At 40.4% G+C, this 20,747-nt stretch carries 7 protein-coding genes and 2 pseudogenes; 6 read left to right on the top strand and 3 right to left on the bottom strand.

Features of this window, described 5'->3' with window-relative positions:
• Positions 1 to 47 precede the first annotated feature (47 nt).
• Entirely contained in the window at positions 48 to 875 is an 828-nt protein-coding gene (locus tag L6410_RS10610) for a class C sortase (protein WP_237395491.1), read from the top strand.
• Positions 876 to 1,081: 206 nt separating this feature from the next.
• Here the strand turns inward: L6410_RS10610 and L6410_RS10605 are convergent, their stop codons facing one another.
• The 3 genes from L6410_RS10605 to L6410_RS10595 all read right to left on the bottom strand — a co-directional run bounded on the left by L6410_RS10605 (position 1,082) and on the right by L6410_RS10595 (position 3,686).
• Complete coding sequence (locus L6410_RS10605) at positions 1,082 to 1,933, bottom strand: class C sortase (protein WP_237395489.1); 852 nt, start codon at positions 1,931 to 1,933, stop codon at positions 1,082 to 1,084.
• Complete coding sequence (locus L6410_RS10600) at positions 1,930 to 2,772, bottom strand: class C sortase (protein ID WP_024391281.1); 843 nt, start codon at positions 2,770 to 2,772, stop codon at positions 1,930 to 1,932. Before L6410_RS10600 ends, L6410_RS10605 begins: the two co-directional genes overlap by 4 nt.
• An 86-nt stretch (positions 2,773 to 2,858) precedes the next feature.
• The gene (locus tag L6410_RS10595; RefSeq protein WP_172040955.1) at positions 2,859 to 3,686 is read right to left on the bottom strand and encodes a class C sortase; all 828 of its coding nucleotides are present in this window, start codon (positions 3,684 to 3,686) and stop codon (positions 2,859 to 2,861) included.
• A 695-nt stretch (positions 3,687 to 4,381) separates the two neighbouring features.
• Between L6410_RS10595 and L6410_RS11060 the strand changes: the two genes are divergently transcribed.
• The 5 genes and pseudogenes from L6410_RS11060 (at position 4,382) to L6410_RS11145 (ending at position 20,613) form a co-directional block, all read left to right on the top strand.
• On the top strand, positions 4,382 to 9,049 hold the full coding sequence (locus L6410_RS11060) for a SpaH/EbpB family LPXTG-anchored major pilin (protein ID WP_336512753.1): 4,668 nt from the start codon (positions 4,382 to 4,384) through the stop codon (positions 9,047 to 9,049).
• A gap of 107 nt (positions 9,050 to 9,156) precedes the next feature.
• The gene (locus tag L6410_RS10580) at positions 9,157 to 10,098 is read left to right on the top strand and encodes a Cna B-type domain-containing protein (protein ID WP_216842261.1); all 942 of its coding nucleotides are present in this window, start codon (positions 9,157 to 9,159) and stop codon (positions 10,096 to 10,098) included.
• Positions 10,099 to 10,410: 312 nt separating this feature from the next.
• A pseudogene (locus tag L6410_RS11120) lies at positions 10,411 to 10,581 on the top strand (KxYKxGKxW signal peptide domain-containing protein); the annotation flags it as partial.
• 4,680 nt (positions 10,582 to 15,261) lie between these two features.
• Positions 15,262 to 19,314 (top strand): annotated as a pseudogene (locus L6410_RS11150) (hypothetical protein); the annotation flags it as partial.
• Positions 19,315 to 20,310: 996 nt separating this feature from the next.
• The gene (locus L6410_RS11145) at positions 20,311 to 20,613 is read left to right on the top strand and encodes a hypothetical protein (protein WP_024396200.1); all 303 of its coding nucleotides are present in this window, start codon (positions 20,311 to 20,313) and stop codon (positions 20,611 to 20,613) included.
• Positions 20,614 to 20,747 lie beyond the last annotated feature (134 nt).

Raw genomic sequence — 20,747 nt, 5'->3', positions numbered from 1 at the left:
GCTAAAAATCTATCTCCTCTTCTTTTGTTAGGAGAAAGGAGGTCCGTATGATTGCAAAAATCAAAGCTAATTTTTCGACCATCATCTTGGTCTTTATCTTGCTTGTCGGGCTATCCTTTCTCCTCTACCCGACAGTAAGTGACTACTGGAATTCCTTCCATCAATCTGAGGCCATTGCAGGCTATGTGGACAAAGTAAACAACTTGACCCAACAAGAAAACGATCGGATGCTGGCAGATGCGAAAGCTTACAATGATAGCCTTGCTAAAAATAGTCTGCCCGACTTAAATTTGACGGCAGAAGAGCGAACAAGCTATAATCAAATTTTGGATGTTAGCGATACGGGAATTATGGCTTACGTAGACATTCCCAAAATTAAGACTACCATGCCGATTTATCATGGGACAGATGCAGAAATTTTGCAGGTAGCCATTGGCCATATCCCAGGAACGTCTTTGCCAATCGGGGGTAAGGGGACACACGCCGTTATTTCTGGGCACCGTGGTCTACCATCAGCTAAATTATTTACCGATTTGGATCAATTGGTTGAAGGAGATATCTTTTACATTCAGGTCTTGGATCAAACCTTGACATATGAAGTAGATCAAATATTGACAGTTACACCAGACGATGTTTCCCCGCTCACAATTGATCCTGATCAAGATTATGTGACCTTGGTGACTTGTACACCTTACGGCGTCAATAGTCATAGGCTATTGGTTCGTGGACATCGGATTGCCAATGAAGCAAAAGAAGCTCGCGTCACTTCGGAAGCGAGTCAGGTTGACCCGATATTGGTTGCACCGTTTATCGCTGGCCTCTTACTATTAGTGATACCAATCTTTTTGAGTTTCAAGAAGAGATTCTTCCGCTAAAGAAGTAGGCTATATAGGTGGTAGTAAACCGATATGTGATAGTAAATGGTGCTTACAATGAATCGCCAACAACTATAATATACATGCATAAATCACAAAACCTCATTTCTAATTTATAAAGAAATGAGGTTTTGTATTTAACATAAATGTAGTGTATTAGTATACTAAAAATTCTAAGATTGAGAATGTTTTTACTTTGCATGTTGCTATTGTTTTTTTGTAAATATTTTCAATAATATTGTAGAAAAATAACCAATACTTAACGTTGCGAAAATAACAATAAAATATGGGAGAAGACGAAAAGTTTTCAATGAGAGATTTGCGTCAGATTGGGTCAATAAAGTAATGATTGAGGTCGGTGGAGCTTTGACCTCTTGATTACTAATAACACGCCTTGCATTTATTAAGTATCGTTTATTGTATTCTGGCGCATTATCACACGTCATGAGTGTTATGATATCTTGATTTGGTATTGGAGCTAGTTTGTCAATTTCGTACTCATCGATGATTTCTTTGCTATATACCTCGTATTCAAGTGTTTGGTCAAGCATTGTTACAAAAATCTTATCTCCAGACTCCAAGTTAGGGATGAAGAAGAAAAATGGATTGCTATAGGAGACCCTGTGTCCTGCTATAATTGGCCGTTGTCCAGTAATTCCGATAGGAGCTCCTGAGCCAATTAGGGTTGCGACCCCTTTGTTGAGTTTGTCATAATCTGCATCTAAGTAGAGGTCGAAATTTTGTCCAAGTTTTGGGATAACGACTTGGCCAACGACGGTTGAAGTATCTATTAGTGTCTCATATGGACTCTCTTGATTTTCTGCGCTTTCGCGATTCTGTGTAAAGATATCCTGTACGGCCGAGGCTTCAAGAGTTGTTTCTGCCAGTTGATTAATGATTCTTTTTGAATCAATATTCTTTGTTTGCAGATAATTTGAATAGGCTGTTTCAGAATTTATTTGACTAAAGTCTTCCATAATCATAGAAGCAAAAGGGATGCAAATGAGAATAAGACCACAGAGAAGAATGATTAGTCCGATAATCTGCCTGTTTTTCATGAGCTTTTCCTTCTCCTTTTTGATAGTCGATATACGATATATCCTAAGAGTAATACAAGACTTATGCTAGTCAAAATGATATACCAACGGTATTGGCTGAAAAAATCAATTTTCTTGATGTCACTTGAGAATTCTTTTGGAAGAGGGACACGGGTTCCTCGGACCAAAAGGCGATGAGAATTGACCATGTATGGAGTACAAGTGAGAAGAGTTGCATAATCCTTGTTTTCTGTAACTAAGACTGGATCAAAATTATCAGGGGTTACAACTAAAATTTGATCAACTTTATATGCCAGTGTCTCCTTTAAATTAGTGATGTAGAACACGTCTCCAATTTTTACTTTATCCAGATCTGTGAATAGACGTGCTGATGGTAGACCCCGATGTGCGGTGATAACAGTATGTGTTCCTTTGCCACCCACTGGTAAGCTGGTACCCTCTAGGTGACCAGCATTACTTTGTAAAACGTCTTCACTTGTCCCTGCACGGATAGTGATTTCTTGATTAATACTTGGTATAGAAACGTATCCAATTTTCTCTTGAAGCTGTAACATACGAGCATATTCGGCTACTCCCTTTTTTTCTTCTTGTGTAAAAGGGTCGCCAAGTTTTTCTGGGGTGAGGGTCCTGTTATATGCCTTTGCCAAATCAATTCGTTCTTGAATTTCAGCAGATTCAATCTGCTTTTTCTGTTGGTCAAATTGATTGACTTCTTGTTTGTTGATGAATTGATAATAAGTTTGACTACCAAATGGATACAAAATAACCAGGATGCCAAATGTAATCAAAAAACGGTAGGCTAATTTTCCCCATTTTCTAATATTGTTATTTTGAGTCATCATTAGGAGCCTCCCTATTTCGAGAATTATAAAATTTTATGAGTAATACGGATTCCATACATACGTTATAAATCCTTTTTTGTGACCTATTTCATTTTTGATTTAGATTGTCTCTTTATAAAAAATGCTAGTAAAACAATGATTACTACAAGACTAGCAACAACTAAATATAGTACTGGAATCTGATAATTTGTAGATTGTGTTTTTATAAGTTCAGAATCTTCAGGAGTGTATGGGATGCGCTGCCCCCGAACGAGTAATCTATGGGAATTAATCATGTATGGTGTGCAGGTTAACAAAGTTACATAATCTTGGTCAGGGAAGATTACCAGAGATGAAAAATCAGTCGGCTCAATAATGGTAATCGAATCGATCTGATATGCCAGAGTTTCCTTGATATTTGTGATATAAAATTTATCGCCGACTTTTAGTTTATCAAGATCTGTAAAGAGTCTAGAATTCGGGAGTCCGGTATGAGCGGTTAATACGGCATGGCTATTAACTCCACCTATTGGAAGGCTTGTGCCTTCTAAATGCCCAACACCTTTTTGAAGTACATCCTCACCAGAACCAGCGTAGATGGGGAGGTTTATTTCAATATCAGGGATGTGTATGCTCGCAATTTTTTCACGAACAGTTAACATTCTTGCATACTCTGTGCGTCCTTGTTCTAATTGCTCCTCGGTGTATGGGTCGGTAATCGCAAAATTCTGTAACGAAGCATTGTAAGCTTGAGCAAGTTGGATTCGTTTATCAATTTCTTCAGAAGTCAGTTGCTTTCTACCCGAATCAAAATCATTAATTGTTTGTTGATTTACATAATTATAGTACATCTGGCTAATCGCTGGATAGCTAACAATGATAATACCAGCTAGAATAATAAAAGTCGTAAGATGATTGATTAATTTTTTCATATAATATCTTTTCCAAATGTAATAGTGCTCCAAAGTGCGTATGGCGTTGGGACACTTTAGGTGGAATTCTCCACAAACATTTTACCACAACTTGAACTTTTTTTCGCTGATGATGCAATATTAATTATTTTGTACAATAGAAAAGAATATACTATGTATTAAGAAACTTAGGCAAAACAAAAAAACTAATCCCAGATGTGGAATTAGGAGTTATTACATCAATTGAAAAGGTGTAGTTTATAAACTTGTACGCACATACTCGACTTGGATGGCGACTGATTATAATATTACAACTCTCGTCCTACATAAATAAAAATGGTTTCATATGTCCAATAAGACATGCTTTATTGAGCAAAAAGCATATAGTATCATATTTTTCTTGCCTTGTCTATAGTTTTTGGAAAGATAGACATAAAAAACTTAAACTTTTCTTAAGTTTTTGAGTCATATTATTTTTCTTTTTTATCAAATTGAGTTATAATATATATGGTTGTAAAATAATATACTTGTAAAAAGGGGGGGCTATGAGAAAGAAATTTATAGCGATTCAAACCATTTCTTTCGATTTTTTATGGTGCAAAACCTCGTTATAGATTTAAAAAATATTTTAAACATATTCATACATATTATTTTATATAAAGATTAATTAGGGTGCAAAACCTGAGGTTGTTAAATTACAAAAGAAAGGAGGTAGTATGAGAAAGAAATTTATAGCGAGCCTATTAATCAGTGTTTTGTTGACTTTCAACCTGGCATCACCTGTTTTGTATGCACTTGAAACAACAGGAGATACTTCGACTGCTGTCACACAAGAGTCCCAAGTAATAGAAAGTTCAAAAGAAGTTGTTTTTAGATTTACCAATTCCCAAACGAATGAAATAGTTTCAAATATAACTGTTTCATTACTGGATACTGGGAGTGGTGAGTTGGTCGAAAGTTGGACTGTTTTAGGTCAGGAAAAAATGTTGAACCTGATAGCAGGGAAAAGCTACACCTTACGATTTGACTCGGCTGATGGTTTTGTCAATACAGCTGACACTGTGCTGATGGTTGATGAAACAGGGCAAATATCAACTCTACAAGCTGATGGAAGTTGGTTGAAGGGCGAGACTTCAGGCGTGCTAGACTCAAAATTGGATCCTGTACCAGTTATAACCCAAGAAAGCACGAGCACAGTGCAATCTACAGCTGACACAAGCCCAACGACAGCTACAGAAACAAGCACAGTGGATCCAGTAAATACACTCATCAAAATACCTACAATCTTGCTAAATGGCACAACCACCATGGCTGCAAGCTACCAGCTATTAAGAGAAAGCGATTCTTCAGAAATAGCGGTTTGGACTTCGACTGATGCCAATCCTGAGGTTGAACTGTTACCGGAAACAAATTATCACATAAGATTCCAATCGATTCAAACTGGATATCAAAAACCAAGTGATGTCATTTTTCGATTGACCCAAGCAGGGACATTTGAACGTTTAATCGGAGAAACATGGAGTACAGTAACAAAATTCGAAGTTGATGTCTATCGCTCATCGGTTTTGAGAGCAGGTTCGTCAACCCCTGTTATGTCGCCTATTACAGTATCACCCACAACTATTGCTCCAATTAACCGTCTTCAAATCATCGAAAACATGCCCAGCACCTCCAAGGTTGAGTTGATAAGTTACGGGGCAGGCTACAATCGTTCACAAATTGTTTGGGGAAATACACCTGCAGATAATCCGATTTGGGGTGGTGGTTTTGATACCAATCTCGATTCCGTTATTGCATCAGCAGCTCCCAACCATAATGGTTTAACGGTTGAATTTAAACCATCTAATCCATCAGCACCAAACTATAAATATGAACCAAACGCTGGTTGGAGTATTAACGACCTAAGTTTAACGACAACTACTATGTGGGTGAAAGTCAAGTACACAGATGCAGCCTACTATGATGGAGAATTGGTGGATGCCGAAGCAATAATCAAAGTAACTCCCTTTAAAACAAGGACAAATAGAAGTCGGTGGTCACCGAACGGTGGTTACAATTATTGGGGAAACAAAACCTATGCTGATAAGGATAATGACAAGCCAATCTATTACCCAACCATTCAAATCAGTGGCCTCCTCCATGGTGGCTGGGTACGGCAAAATGTGGATGAGTTTAATGTCGATATAAGCTTCTATCGAAAGGGGTCAACTACACCAATAACACTTAAGGGGGGGACTTTTAATGATGAAGAGGCAACCTATTATACGATTAACTCGCTCAACCCCGAATATAACTATACTGATGGTGCAGCTCATGGTCCTGAATATGTACTTCCCGAAAATGGTACAGTAACAGCTCCTTACACCGTACAAAATTCAAATATCAGAACTAGTTATGATGGTGCTGACGCAATGCAATATGCCTACCATGGTGGCGTTAACTTCTGGGGTAATAATGGTGAAGACACACCAACTAGTCCATTGTGGAATCTAAACTCAGTAATGTTTACTACCACTGATACGACCCAGATAAAAATGACACTTGGTGACTTGGATAGGAAGCCTGGTAAGCATGCCCTTAACAATCCTGCTGTAAATTCATGGGATGCGAGTACGGTATATCGTTCAAACTATATCTGGTCAACCATCAACACAGATACTTTCACGAATAACCAGGTGACCTATAAGAATATCAATGTTCGAAAAAACTGGATTGGGCAAGCAAATCCAACGAATGCAGTTACTATAGAACTTTGGGCAACATGGAAACAAAATGGTGTTCAGAAAGAAAGTTTCCGACAACGACAAACCCTTAGCACTTCAAATAATTGGCGGGCTAGTTTTATCCAAGTTCCAGATGAAACTTCCATGTTAAAGATTATACAGAAGCTAAACCCTGGGGTGACCATAACTGACTTTAAGTATAAGACTGTTGAAGTCAATTTACCAGATGGTTATTCTGTAAAATACAGTGGAGATTCCTTTAATGGCTTTACCGTGACCAATACTCAGGTCGAAGCGGGATTAGTTATTACGAAAAAATGGCTGGATAATGGTCAGCCAATAGCAAATCAAAACACTAGTAACTTTGGAAAGATTAAAGTTACCCTTAAACGCAAGTTTGGTCAGTCAGTGGATGGCAGTTTTAGCAAAGTTATTGAGCTGGAATATAATAGTGATACGAATCTTTCGTGGAAAAAAACAGTCAACAATCTCATGATTCAAGATTCCTATGGAAGAAAGTGCACTTATTTTATCGAGGAAGATACATCAACCATTCCAGATAATTTTTACATTAAAGAATATTTGAATCAGGGAATCCAGCTTCAATATCAGACCAATCTAAACCAACTAGGTGTAACCAATGAACGCAAGCAAAGTCAGTTGGTTATTCAAAAACTTTGGTTTAAGAGTGACGGAACGACGCAACTAGCAAATGTAAATTTGCCAAGTTCACTTAAGGTAAAACTATTCCGAACAACTGATGGGACAACTAGTGGCGGAGAGCTCTATAAAGAAGTCACTCTAACACGTCAGGCAACGTCAGGGACTTATATCTGGAAGACAACAGAGACAGTTCCAATTCGCAATAAGTCAGGTACAGCTTATTACACCTACTATATCGAGGAGGAAAAACTGGTTGGTTATTTGGAAATCAGCAACTCTTCAGAGAAGTTTGTACGATTTACAAGTACTAATTCACCACCAACTACCACACTAACGCTTAAAAATAAGGTTAATCCCATTTATCCAGCAACAGGTGGCTTTGGTAATCTACCATACCTTATGATTGGTATATTCTCAATATTTATAGCAATAATTATACAATATTTGCAAAAGAAAAGAAAGGTTTTTGGAGAAGAAAATATGAAAAAGTTTACAAAAATTTTATTCACGCTTTTCGCAGCTCTTAGCTTGATTGTTTCATCGCTAGGTTCAGTGATAGCGTTTGCGGAGCAGCCAAATGCTCCTGCGGCAGATGAAAAATATGACATTGTTTTGACAAAGGTTAAGTTGACAGACTTGTCTGACTGGCCAAAACAGACTGGTGTAGATAACTCTACCTACACTGGTCAAAAATTAACAGTGACAGACTACTTTGGCGCTGGGGCTGAAACATTGGCAAACGTTTGGTTTGAGGTGCACCAAGGTAGTGCAACTGGAGACATCGTTGCTGAAGGTTTGACAGGCGAAGATGGAACGATTAAATTTACAAATCTTTCAGCAGGTAAATACTATATTGTTGAAAACAAAGCAAAATCTAAATTGACTTCATCTGAACAGTTGGCGAACTCGGCAGCTGTACCAGTAGAGATCGAACTCCCAGTCTTTAAAGCGGATGGTGGATGGTATACTACAGGCGATAATGCTGTTCACGTTTATCCAAAAAATACTGTTGATAAACCAGATGTAAAAAAAGTTGTCAACGAAACAGACATGCATGACACGTCTCTTATTGGTGAATCAAAAACATTTAAGATTACTTCAACAATGCCAGAGGGTATTAAAGATTATCAAGTTTTGACTTTCAACGATAACTTCTCTAAAGGATTGAGTTACAATGGTGGTTTCACACCAACACTGACTCGTGCTGGTGTTGAAACTTCAATTCCTGCTACGGCATATACTTTTGTAGAGCCAGCTGTAGGTACAAAAGCTGCAAAACTTTCAATTGTTTTCAATAAAGAGTACATTGCGACTCTAAAACCTAAAGATGTTATCACTATTAAATACAATGCTTACATCAACGAAGATGCTATCATGGGTGCAGCTAACCCTAACGACATCAGTTTGACCTATGGTACGAACCCATCAGAAACTAAAACAGTTGTTCCAACTACTCCTCCAAATGAAGAAACTCCAAACCCAGAACTCCACACTGGTGGTAAAAAATTCAAGAAACAGGATAAAGTTACACAGGCTGGATTGCCTGGTGCTCAATTCGTAGTTCAGAATTCAGATAGAACTAAATTCTTGAAACAAACTACAGTAGATGGAAAAGTGACAAAGACTGAGTGGGTGGATTCTCAAGAAACTGCAACAGTATTTACGTCTCAAGCGGACGGAACGTTTGAAGTTGTAGGTTTGCCATATGGTACGGCTAATCAAAAAGCTTCTGAAGGAAGTACTGACTACCAATTGGTCGAAATCAAAGCGCCTCAAGGTTATGCTAAGTTACAACAGCCAATTACGTTCACCGTAAATGCAAACTCTTACTATGAAGATCCAACTGCTGTTAATTTGGTAGCCGCAGATCCACAAAAAGTAGATAACAACAAAGTTACAATTCCACAAACTGGTGGTATTGGTTCAGTTGTTGTGATTGTAGCAGGTGTGCTTGTTGCAGGCTTTGGTTTAATGCTTAAACGTCGTTTAGCTAAGTAAGCTATGTATGATGAATACTTCGAAGTAGGCAAGGGTGCTTGCCTCTTCATCAAAGCATTTAAGTTGACTTAAATGCTTTGATGAAGATTGGGATTGGAGGAATCTTGATGGATAGAAAAGGATTTTTATTAAAAATTACTAGTATATTTTTAATTTGTTTTTGTATATTAGTGTTTCCGATTCGTTCAATTTATGCGACAGAGCTTACCAATCAGCCTTCTCCAACTGACACTTATGATATAGTTCTAACTTCTGTAAGTTTTGATGAACAATCATACTTGCAAAAAAGGTGGGAAGACGGTGGTTACATTGGGCAACAATTAAATGTTGAAGATTACTTTGGAAAAGAGGCGGTTGGTCTTAAAGGGCTGAATTTCGAATTGCGGAAAGAATCGGCCACAGGAGAATTGATTCAGTCAGGAGTGACATCAGCTGAAGGTCGTCTTGTGTTTACTGGCTTACCAGCAGGAAGATACGTTATTATCCTAAATGAAGAAGCATCTAGTTTATCTGGGATAAAATATAAGTTGTCAGTACCTGTTGAAGTAAATCTTCCTGTTTTTAAAGAAGACGGAACTTGGTACACTACTGGCGAGGATGCTCTTCATGTATACCCAAAACAAGTAATTCAGGTAGATGAAGAGAAGACAAAATTTCATGTCAAAAAAGTTTGGAAGGGTAAACAATTAGAGAATGTTACAGTCAATCTAAAGAAAAACGGTGAGATTGTAGATAGCATTGAGTTGAGTAACAGTAACAACTGGGAGTACACTTTTGAAAATTTAGATAAGCAATCATCAAATGGAGAGACGATTACGTATTCAGCAGAAGAAGTGGTTCCGGAGAACTACACAGCAACTTACGTTCCGTCCTCAGATGGTAATGGGATTACTATTACGAATACCTATGTTCCTACAAAACCACCTCGCTCGATGATTATAAAAACGGGTACTCTAGAAATTTTTTGGATAATAGGAATTTCTGTTGTTATGATAGGTTTTGGTTATCGACTATATCGTACAGACAACAAAAACGATGATTCTTTATAAAAATAAACATTTAGGTGTTCGAGTTTGAGTGCTAGATATTTTTTCTGTGTTTGATTACTAATCAAAGTGAGAAATTGAGGATACTTGGTTTGACATCTGGAGAGGATAGAATTCCTCTCTTTTTATTTGTAAAAATAATATAGTCGTTTCTATAATGATGAGGTCAAGGTTGGTGAAGTATGGCATGCTGAGAACGTGAAATTTTATTCCTGTATAATTGTCAATTTTTAGATAAATTTATGGCTTGAGTTTGCAACTTTGTGGTATAATGACTCTGATATACTGGTTTGATTGTAAATAAAAAAACGATACATGCTGGGGAAATTAGAGGTGGTTCAAGTGAAGAACTGGAAATTTGGAAAGGGAATCGGCGAAGGTGACCGAAAGGATAAGATAAAGCTTTATAAGGCTGGTAAACATTGGGTAACACGTGTACTATCAAAAATTGGTCTGGTCAAGCTTTATCGTTCAAGCAATGAGCAAGTCTCGCAAGCAGTGACGGATGAATTGGCGGAACGCCGTACTCAAAAGATATTAAAAACGATCGCTCTTTCGGGGACCGTTTTTGGTGGTGTCAGTGTAGCAGATAAGGCTTTTGCGGCAGAAAATACTACTCAATATTTAAATTCTGAAACCTTGGCAGGTACTGATTCGGTTGAGGTTGATTTATCGGACTCTGCTGATGGTAGTTCGGATTCTATTGCACAGGCAGGCACGATTGAGGGAAGTCAGGTTGAAGCAAGTGGCACTGTTTCTGATGCAAGTGTTGCTCAGGCTACTGATACAAGTTCAGAAAAGGTGGAGCAAGTCCAAGATCAAACTGCAGCTTCGCAGAGTACAAGTACATCTACTCGTGAGGTACAAGAGTCAGAGAGCCTTTCGGCTAGTGATTCTCTCCGTAGCACTTCAGAATCTACCAGTGTTTCTGAGGCAGAGCGTTTAGATACCGCGTCGCTTTCAGCCAGCACTTCAGAACGGGAAGCGTCTGAGTTAAAAGACAGCCAGTCAGCGAGTGATAGTGCAAAAGAATCATTGAGCACCAGCACTTCTGCCCGTCTTCAATCTGAAAGCGTTAGCGCAAGTGCTTCGCAAGCGTCTGTGTCAACGTCGCTCAGCCAAAGCAATTCTTTGCGAAAACTTTCTGAAAGTATGAGCGCCAGCACGTCTTATGTACCAGTTTCTCAATCCTTGAGTACCAGTACTTCAGAGCGCTTGGCTTCAGAATCCTTGTCAGAAAGTCAGCGTCTAGCAAGTTACTCTACCTCAAAATCCTTATCAGAGTCGGCTAGTTTAATCGTATACGAATCATATAAAGCATCTGTTTCAACATCTACTAGTGAGAGCGAAAGTGCATCCGATTATATTGCTAAATCAGAAGCGTTGGAAGCTATTTCTGGTGAAGGCTTAGCTACGAAGGTTGGGGAAACTGTTGATGCATCTGGTGCTCAGATTCTTGTATTCCAAGAAAGTGACTACGCTTCAAAATACAAAGATAGAACGATTTCATCTGTTAAGGGTTATTTGAATGTGGTGACTGGTGTTGTAAACTGGGTAGTTGATTTTGAGCCTACTGTGGGTACTAGCACACCTCAATATGTTGGTTTCTTAGTGACCAACGTTACAGATATGGGTGAGGCTTACGATCTAAAAGTAACTGGAACAAGTGCGACGACACATACAGTTATTACAGAGGATTTATACAAAAACAACAGCTTTATTCAAAAAGAGGGATCTAGCTACCGCGCTTTAGGCTCCAATTTGAATACAACAGATTATTCAGGTCGCTACTATGGGAACAACTATTCAGCTACCCAGTTGTATGATGTCAGCAAGGGCATTCAGTTTAGTTTTTCAACTCAAACAGGTGGTACGCTAGCGAATATTGCAGTGTTTGTTCAAGCTGTTACAGATGCGACCACTTCAAACACGCATGCGACAGTAGCTGAGCGGAACAATGGTACTAATTTGGGTGGTATGTTGGTGACCTATCGTGATTCCTTCACGCCAGATGCTTCTAACAGCTATGCTCAAAGCTATGCGGATTCGATTTCTCAATCAGTTTCCAACTCGGTCTCTACCAAACAATCATTGAGCACAAGTGTGTTACAGTCTCAAACAAGTACCTCTGCTTCGGCAAGCCAAAGTTTATCACAACGGTTGCGTTCAGAGTCTCTCAGTGCTTCTGAATCAAACCGTCTCGTGTCCAATTCGCTCAGCACCAGTAACTCCATAAGGGTCAGTCAGGAATCAACAAGCGCTAGCGCTTCAAATAGTCTTGTTTCTGAATCCTTAAGCCAGAGTGATTCTATTCGAAGAAGTTCAGAATCAGTCAGCGCCAGTGCTTCACTAGCCAGTGTTCTAGAGTCAGCGAGTGCGAGCACTTCAGATCGACTAGAATCTGAATCTCAAAGCACAAGCCAATCGGAAGAATTAGTTTCTACACAAAGAAGCACAAGTACATCAGAGCGTCTTGTGTCTGAATCACAGAGTCTTTCTGAGAGCAATTCGTTGCGAGAACAAGAAGAGTCTATCAGTATTAGTGAGTCTAACCGTCTCATTTCAGAGTCTCAAAGTGTCAGTGCCTCGTATTCAACTTCAGAAAGTGCTTCTACATCAGAGTCAGAAAGAATCGCGAGTATGACTGTCTCAGAAAGACTTTCTGAACTGTATAGTCTACGAGATAGCTTACAATCAACCTCAGCAAGCGCGTCAAGTTCTGAGAGTCAATCTGCGTCTGCATCAGTTGCAGAATCAAATAGTTCATCCAGCACCACCTCTACAACAAATAGTGCGGGCGTTGCTATTAACAACACAACCTACTATCAAGATGTTCCATCCGCTCTAGAGAACTTCTTGAAAGCTGCCCAAGATTTCACTGCTTTTACAAAAGATGATGCTCAAATTGGCGGAACATTAAGAGGGAACTTCGCGGTGGGCGAACTTGTTGGAAACAACAATGGTGCTCAGACTTCGTACAATAATCCTGACAAGACGGATTATCTTTACGCTGAGAATGTTTCAACCTGGATTAATCAATCCATCGGTTCACGAGATATTACAGAAAAATTTGTTCTGGGTAAAGATGTTACTGTTAACCCATATAACAACGGGAACGGCTTCACGATTGGGAATGCGACATTTAATGGCAATGATAATTTAAATAAATCAGAGGTTTATCAAGATGGTCCAGAGCAGAAATATATTGATCTGGAAGCAGAGTTTGAATTTCTGACAAACACAAGTAGCCAAATTGCGCAAACAAGTGCAGACAAAGTCATTAGTAATAATGCATTTTCTGATAACAACAAACGAGTGATAGACTTAACAACGATTGCCGACGCTGATAACAATGGTGTAATTGTTATCGACATGAGTTCGGATGTTTTGGCGCAAGCAACGCCGTTGACTATTTCAGGGTATGATCCTGTAAATCCTCAAACGGTTATGATTAACGTCATTAATACAGGAAATTCTTCGACTGTTGAATCTCGTTCTCAAATTCGATTTGATTACACAGATGGAACTATAATTTCAGGCGGTAGTGGTTCAACAACCATTAAGAATACAACCCTTTGGAATTTTGTAAACGTTGATGACACACCATTCACAGGTACGATTGATATTAACAGTGGAAGCTGGGAAGGCTCGATTTTAGCTCCTGAGGCGAAAGTGACTACAAATGTTAGCACTGCTGGTAACATCATTTCACGTGATTTCGTCAGCCAAGGCACTGTTTCGCGTTGGAATTATGAGGGTGGCTCACTGGGTCAAACAGAGGATAATAGTTCTTCTACTTCTAATCAGAATTCAAACTCTGGTTCAGAAATCGATAGCAACTACACAAGCCAATCTCAAAGCATTTCAACCGCAATCAGTCAAGTGGAGTCCACTTCAACAAGTGCAAGTACATCGACTTCAATCAAAGCTTCAGAGTCATTGTCCACAAGCACTTCAGAGTCGATTATCGTCTCAACCAGCACCTCAGTATCTGAATCTACATCAACTTCAACAAAGGTTTCAGAATCCGAGTCGACTTCAGTAAGCACCTCAGTGTCTGAATCTACATCAGCCTCAGCAAGTACTTCAGTTTCTGAGTCAGCGTCAACTTCAGCAAGTGCATCAGTGTCTGAATCTACATCAGCCTCAACAAGTGCATCAACATCTGAGTCTACATCAACTTCAGCAAGTACTTCAGTTTCTGAGTCTACATCAGCCTCAGCAAGTACTTCAGTATCTGAATCTACTTCAGCTTCAGAAAGTATATCAATTTCTGAATCCACATCAGTTTCAGCAAGTGCATCAACATCTGAATCGACATCAGCCTCAGCAAGTGCATCAGTGTCTGAATCCACATCAGCTTCAGCAAGTGCTTCAGTATCTGAGTCTACGTCTGCTTCAGCAAGTACTTCAGTAAGTACTAGCACCTCAGTATCTGAATCTACTTCAGTTTCAGCAAGTACATCAACATCTGAGTCAGCGTCAACTTCAGAAAGCACCAGCGCTTCGGTATCTGAGTCTACATCAGCATCAGAAAGTACTTCAGTATCTGAGTCTACGTCTGCATCAGCAAGCACTTCAGTGTCAGAATCTACATCAACTTCAGCAAGTACAAGTGCTTCAGCATCAACAAGTACATCAACATCTGAGTCTACATCAGTTTCAGAAAGTGCATCAGTGTCTGAATCTGAAAGTACCTCAGTATCTGAGTCAGCGTCAACTTCAGCAAGTGTAAGTGGCTCAGCAAGTACCTCAGTATCTGAGTCAGCGTCAACTTCAGTAAGTACTAGCACCTCAGTGTCTGAGTCAGCGTCAACTTCAGTAAGTACTAGCACCTCAGTGTCTGAATCTACATCAGCTTCAGCAAGCACTTCGGTATCTGAATCTACATCAGCCTCAGCAAGCACCAGTACCTCAGTGTCTGAATCCACATCAGCTTCAGCAAGTACTTCAGTATCTGAGTCTACGTCAGCTTCAGCAAGTACTTCAGCAAGTACTTCAGTAAGTACTAGCACTTCAGTATCTGAATCTACTTCAGTTTCAGCAAGCACCTCAGTTTCTGAATCTACATCAGCCTCAACAAGTGCATCAGTGTCTGAATCTGAAAGTACATCAGTTTCAGAAAGTACCTCAGTATCTGAGTCAGCGTCAACTTCAGTAAGCACCAGCACTTCGGTATCTGAGTCTACATCAGCCTCAATAAGTGCATCAACATCTGAGTCTACATCAGCCTCAACAAGTGCATCAACATCTGAGTCTACATCAGCTTCAGAAAGCACCTCAGTATCTGAGTCAGCGTCAACTTCAGAAAGTACCAGCACTTCGGTATCTGAATCTACATCAGCATCAGCAAGTACATCAACATCTGAGTCTACATCAGCCTCAACAAGTGCATCAACATCTGAGTCTACATCAGCCTCAGCAAGCACCTCAGTTTCTGAGTCTACATCAGCCTCAGCAAGCACCTCAGTGTCTGAGTCTACATCAGTTTCAGAAAGCACCTCAGTATCTGAGTCAGCGTCAACTTCAGTAAGCACCAGCACTTCGGTATCTGAGTCTACGTCTGCATCAGCAAGCACCTCAGTGTCTGAATCTACATCAGCCTCAGCAAGTACTTCAGTATCTGAGTCAGCGTCAACTTCAGCAAGTGCATCAGTGTCTGAATCTACATCAGCCTCAACAAGTGCATCAACATCTGAGTCTACATCAACTTCAGCAAGTACTTCAGTTTCTGAGTCTACATCAGCCTCAGCAAGTACTTCAGTATCTGAATCAGCGTCAACTTCAGTAAGCACCAGCACTTCAGTTTCTGAGTCTACATCAGCCTCAGCAAGTACTTCAGTTTCTGATTCTGCATCAACTTCAGTAAGCACCAGCACTTCGGTATCTGAATCTACATCAGCCTCAGCAAGTACTTCAGTTTCTGAGTCAGCGTCAACTTCAGTAAGTACTAGCACCTCAGTTTCTGAGTCAGCGTCAACTTCAGTAAGCACCAGCACTTCGGTATCTGAGTCTACATCAACTTCAGCAAGCACTTCAGTTTCTGAGTCAGCGTCAACTTCAGTAAGTACTAGCACCTCAGTTTCTGAATCTGAAAGTACATCAGTTTCAGCAAGCACCTCAGTATCTGAATCTACATCTGCTTCAGCAAGCACTTCAGTATCTGAATCTACATCAGCCTCAGCAAGTACTTCAGTTTCTGAGTCAGCGTCAACTTCAGTAAGTACTAGCACCTCAGTTTCTGAATCCACATCAGCATCAACAAGTGCATCAACATCTGAATCGACATCTGAATCGACATCAGTTTCAGCAAGCACCTCAGTATCTGAATCTACATCAGCCTCAGCAAGTGCATCAGTGTCTGAATCAACGTCAACTTCAGTAAGCACTTCGGTATCTGAGTCTACATCAACTTCAGCAAGTACATCAACATCTGAGTCTACATCAGTTTCAGAAAGCACCTCAGTATCTGAGTCAGCGTCAACTTCAGTAAGCACCAGCACTTCGGTATCTGAGTCTACGTCTGCATCAGCAAGCACTTCAGTGTCAGAATCTACATCAACTTCAGCAAGTACAAGTGCTTCAGCATCAACAAGTACATCAACATCTGAGTCTACATCAGTTTCAGAAAGTGCATCAGTGTCTGAGTCAGCGTCAACTTCAGTAAGCACCAGCACTTCAGCATCTGAATCTACTTCAGTTTCAGCAAGCACCTCAGTATCTGAATCTGAATCTGCATCAGCATCAGCCTCAACAAGTGCTTCAGCATCAACAAGTACATCAACATCTGAGTCTACATCAGCCTCAGCAAGCACCTCAGTATCTGAGTCAGCGTCAACTTCAGTCAGCACCAGCACTTCGGTATCTGAGTCTACATCAACTTCAGCAAGTACTTCAGTTTCTGAGTCTACATCAGCCTCAGCAAGTACTTCTGTATCAGCAAGCACCTCAGTTTCTGAATCTATATCTGCTTCAGAAAGTGCTTCAGTGTCTGAATCAACGTCAACTTCAGTAAGCACCAGCGCTTCAGTATCTGAATCTACTTCAGCTTCAGAAAGTGCATCAGCATCTGAGTCAGCGTCAACTTCAGAAAGTACCAGCACTTCGGTATCTGAATCTACATCAGCATCAGCAAGTACCTCAGTTTCTGAGTCAGCGTCAACTTCAGAAAGCACCAGCACTTCAGTTTCTGAGTCTACATCAGCCTCAGCAAGTACATCAACATCTGAGTCCACATCTGATTCAGCAAGTACCTCAGTTTCAGCAAGTGCTTCAGTTTCTGAGTCAGCGTCAACTTCAGTAAGTACTAGCACATCAGTGTCTGAATCTACATCAGCCTCAGCAAGTACTTCAGTAAGTACTAGCACTTCAGTATCTGAATCTACTTCAGTTTCAGCAAGTACATCAACATCTGATTCAGCGTCAACTTCAGTAAGCACTAGCACATCAGTGTCTGAATCTACATCAGCATCAACAAGTGCATCAACATCTGAGTCTACGTCAACTTCAGAAAGCACCAGCACTTCGGTATCTGAGTCTACATCAACTTCAGCAAGTACATCAACATCTGAGTCTACATCAGCCTCAGCAAGTGCATCAGTATCTGAATCTACTTCAGCTTCAGAAAGTATTTCAATTTCTGAATCTACATCAGCCTCAGCAAGTACTAGCACTTCAGTATCTGAATCCACATCAGCATCAACAAGTGCATCAACATCTGAATCTACATCAGCCTCAGCAAGTGCATCAGTGTCTGAATCAACGTCAACTTCAGTAAGCACCAGCACTTCGGTATCTGAGTCAGCGTCAACTTCAGTAAGCACCAGCACTTCGGTATCTGAGTCTACATCAACTTCAGCAAGTACATCAACATCTGAATCCACATCAGCTTCAGAAAGTACTTCAGTGTCTGAATCTACATCAGTTTCAGCAAGTACTTCAGTGTCTGAATCTGAAAGTACCTCAGTATCTGAGTCAGCGTCAACTTCAGTAAGCACCAGCACTTCAGTATCTGAGTCTACATCAACATCTGAGTCTACATCAGCCTCAGCAAGTGCTTCAGTATCTGAGTCTACGTCTGCATCAGCAAGTACTTCAGTAAGTACTAGCACTTCAGTATCTGAATCTACTTCAGTTTCAGCAAGTACATCAACATCTGAGTCAGCGTCAACTTCAGTAAGCACTAGCACATCAGTGTCTGAATCTACATCAGCCTCAACAAGTGCATCAACATCTGAGTCTACATCAGCTTCAGAAAGTGCATCAGTGTCTGAATCTACATCAGCCTCAGCAAGTACTTCAGCGTCTGAATCTACGTCAACTTCAGAAAGTGTAAGTGGCTCAGCAAGTACCTCAGTATCTGAGTCAGCGTCAACTTCAGTAAGCACCAGCACCTCAGTGTCTGAATCCACATCAGCCTCAACAAGTGCATCAACATCTGAATCTACATCAGTTTCAGCAAGCACCTCAGTTTCTGAATCTACATCAGCCTCAGCAAGTGCATCAGTGTCAGAATCAACGTCAACTTCAGTAAGTACTAGCACTTCAGTATCTGAATCTACTTCAGTTTCAGCAAGTACATCAACATCTGAGTCAGCGTCAACTTCAGAAAGTACCAGCACTTCGGTATCTGAATCTACATCAGCTTCAGCAAGTACATCAACATCTGAGTCTACATCAGCCTCAACAAGTGCATCAACATCTGAGTCTACATCAGCATCAGCAAGCACCTCAGTTTCTGAGTCTACATCAGCATCAGCAAGCACCTCAGTGTCTGAATCTACATCAGCCTTAGCAAGTACTTCAGTATCTGAGTCAGCGTCAACTTCAGCAAGTGCATCAGTGTCTGAATCTACATCAGCCTCAACAAGTGCATCAACATCTGAGTCTACATCAACTTCAGCAAGTACTTCAGTTTCTGAGTCTACATCAGCCTCAGCAAGTACTTCAGTATCTGAATCAGCGTCAACTTCAGTAAGCACCAGCACTTCAGTATCTGAATCTACATCAGCCTCAGCAAGTACTTCAGTTTCTGATTCTGCATCAACTTCAGTAAGCACCAGCACTTCGGTATCTGAATCTACATCAGCCTCAGCAAGTACTTCAGTTTCTGAGTCAGCGTCAACTTCAGTAAGTACTAGCACCTCAGTTTCTGAGTCAGCGTCAACTTCAGTAAGTACTAGCACCTCAGTTTCTGAGTCAGCGTCAACTTCAGTAAGCACCAGCACTTCGGTATCTGAATCTACATCAGCCTCAGCAAGCACTTCAGTTTCTGAGTCTACATCAACTTCAACAAGTATTAGTGACTCAGCATCAGCAAGTACATCGGTCTCTGAATCCACATCTGCTTCAGCAAGTACTTCAGTATTTGAGTCTACATCAACTTCAACAAGTACTAGTGCCTCGGCATCAGAAAGTGCGTCAACATCTGAGTCAACGTCAACTTCAGCAAGTACATCGGTTTCTGAGTCTACTTCCGCATCAGCAAGTGCATCAACATCTGAGTCTGCATCAACTTCAACAAGTATTAGTGCCTCAGAATCAGCAAGTACAAGTGCTTCAGAATCAACAAGTACATCGGTTTCTGAATCTACATCAGCATCAGCAAGTACTAGCGTTTCGGCATCAGCAAGTGCGTCAACATCTGAATCTACATCAGCATCAGCAAGCACTTCAGTTTCTGAGTCTACATCAGCATCAGCAAGTGCATCAACATCTGAGTCTGCATCAACTTCAACAAGTATTAGTGCCTCAGCATCAGCAAGTACATCGGTCTCTGAATCCACATCTGCTTCAGCAAGTACATCGGTCTCTGAGTCTACATCAGCATCAGCAAGTACATCGGTGTCTGAGTCTACATCAGCATCAGCAAGTACATCGGTGTCTGAATCGACATCAGTTTCAGCAAGCACTTCAGTATCTGAATCTACGTCAACTTCAGTAAGCACCAGCACTTCGGTATCTGAATCTACTTCAGCTTCAGAAAGTAGTTCAATTTCTGAATCCGCATCAGCATCAGTAAGTACCTCAGTTTCAGAGTCTGCATCAACTTCGGCAAGTACTTCAGGTGCAGTAAGTACCAGCGATACAAACAGCGGTACGGACACAGCGAGTGAGACAACCTCAACTAGCATCAGCACCTCTGAACTGATTAGCGACTCTATCTCAAATAGTGTCAACGATAGTGAGGACAATTCGGTTAGTGTGAGCGAATCCATGAGTCTATCTACTTCGACAGTTGAGTTTGATTCACTAGAGGGTAGCCTATCTGTTTCTGCAAGTCTCTACTACAGCGCAATAGCTGCAGGTTTGTCACTAACAGACAGTAGTTACCAATCAAGTGAAACGCAAATGGATCCATCAGTCAGCGTCAGTGAGTCAGCCAGCATCTCCACCTCAGAGGTACAATATGACTCTTATGATCCAAGCCTTTCTGAAACAATTCGGACATCCTTGGAGGCGGTTATTGATAGCCTCTCTCTAACTGATGATCTTTCAAGTTTAACTGTTGAGCTATAAGATTTATCTAATAATTTAGGAACAATATATCTCGCCAAAGATATATCTTGCAAATAGCTTCAAAGGTATCTTGTTTCTTCAAAATGAGGAACAAGATACCTTTTGTTTTAATATATTCAAGTATGGGAAGTTAT

It is taken from the genome of Streptococcus parasuis (assembly GCF_021654455.1).
GTDB classification, from domain to species: Bacteria; Bacillota; Bacilli; order Lactobacillales; family Streptococcaceae; genus Streptococcus; species Streptococcus parasuis.
The sequence above is the reverse complement of the archived record's forward strand: the minus strand, read 5'-3'. Positions and strand labels throughout refer to the sequence as shown.

Coding starts and splice junctions, on each gene's coding strand:
- L6410_RS10610 (WP_237395491.1), top strand. CDS start 48: ATGATTGCAAAAATCAAAGCTAATTTTTCGACCATCATCTTGGTCTTT.
- L6410_RS10605 (WP_237395489.1), bottom strand. CDS start 1,933: ATGAAAAACAGGCAGATTATCGGACTAATCATTCTTCTCTGTGGTCTT.
- L6410_RS10600 (WP_024391281.1), bottom strand. CDS start 2,772: ATGACTCAAAATAACAATATTAGAAAATGGGGAAAATTAGCCTACCGT.
- L6410_RS10595 (WP_172040955.1), bottom strand. CDS start 3,686: ATGAAAAAATTAATCAATCATCTTACGACTTTTATTATTCTAGCTGGT.
- L6410_RS11060 (WP_336512753.1), top strand. CDS start 4,382: ATGAGAAAGAAATTTATAGCGAGCCTATTAATCAGTGTTTTGTTGACT.
- L6410_RS10580 (WP_216842261.1), top strand. CDS start 9,157: ATGGATAGAAAAGGATTTTTATTAAAAATTACTAGTATATTTTTAATT.
- L6410_RS11145 (WP_024396200.1), top strand. CDS start 20,311: ATGAGTCTATCTACTTCGACAGTTGAGTTTGATTCACTAGAGGGTAGC.